General features: G+C 35.0%; 1 protein-coding gene. It reads left to right on the top strand.

Annotation, left to right across the window (positions count from 1 at the left end; genetic code table 11):
* Nucleotides 1–1,031 (top strand): universal stress protein (locus F6K13_RS33360; RefSeq protein ID WP_287289957.1); only part of this gene is annotated, 1,031 nt, incomplete at its 5' end.
* Between the last annotated feature and the right edge of the window lie 338 nt (nt 1,032–1,369).

Here is a 1,369-nt window from a genome sequence, read left to right as displayed (position 1 = left end):
AAGTAGGAATATTGCCAGAGGTAATATTTAATAGTGTAATTTTTTTGATGTTGGTAACATCTATTTTTGGTCCGATTATTACTGCTAAATTTGCGAGTAAAATTTCTTTGCCAGAGGTAGATTTTACATCGGATAATTCTTTGATTTGGTGGGAAACTCATCAGCAAATTCTAGATAGTTTTACAGAGAGGGTTGATGGAATTGTTAACCATAAGTTTGTTGTATTAGTGCCAGTATATTTTTCTCCAGAACAAACAAAATATTTAATTGAAATGGCAGTAATGTTGGCAAAACATGAGGGAGGTTTAATGATTCCTTTATCCATAGTTAAAGGTTACGTCAATATGGATTCTCCTCAGTTAAATTTGGCTTTACAACAGAGCAGTAAAAGGTTAAGTTCTGCTTTGGAAATTAGTCAAAGTTTTGAAGTTGAAGCTACTCCAGAAATCCGAATTTATGATGATTTTGCTAAAGGTGTTAGTCGCACAGCACGGGAAAAAAATTCTAGTCTAATTGTCATGGGTTGGCACAAAAATACTGGTATTAAAGCTCGTTTATTTGGAAATATAATAGACCGAATATTTTGGTCTGCTCATTGCCCGGTAGCTGTGGTACGTTTGTTGGAAAAGCCGATTAATATTCATCGGATTTTAGTACCTGTTAAAAAGATTACTCCCCAGGCATTAAGAACTGTACGTTTTGCTCAACTTTTTGCTGATACTAATCAAGCTTCTGTAACTCTACTTCATGTATGCGATCGCCAGACTTCTAAAGAACAAATTACTAAGTTTCATGCTCAGCTTTCTCAACTTATTTCTCAAGGAAAAACCAAGGTAAAATCAAGAATAAAAATTATTCGTTATGATGATGTTGCCCCTGTAATTAGTAAGGCAGCAAAATCATATCAATTAGTAGTATTACGCTCTATGCGACGACGTACTGCGGCAGGATTATCTGTTAGTGATGTTACTACTAAAGTTTTGTCAGAAATTACTTGTTCAGTTGTTATATTTGGAGAACCTTATTCTTAATTTTAGGGAATAGTAAACAATTAATAATTAATAATTAATAATTAATAATTAGGGCTTGCGCTCATAAAGCCAAAAGTCAGGATAGCTAATGCTTAAGAGCTTTTTATATTCAGTTTATCTCCGAGTTTATAGCTCTTATTTACCTCAAAATACTGAAATTTTCTGCTGAAATTCAAGAAAATTTCTTCACATAAAATGGCCGAAACCGTTGCCTGTTCCATCCTATCTCCGCGTCCTACCCCCACCAACCCCTCCCAGGAGGGGAAGACAGGAGACAGGAAGAACGGGGAATGAGGGAGGAAGTAGGAGTAAGAATTGTAAGAATGATTTTTCTAGCA

Source organism: Okeania sp. SIO2B9 (assembly GCF_010672505.1).
GTDB classification, from domain to species: Bacteria; Cyanobacteriota; Cyanobacteriia; order Cyanobacteriales; family Microcoleaceae; genus Okeania; species Okeania hirsuta.
This window is presented reverse-complemented; position numbering and strand designations above follow the sequence as displayed.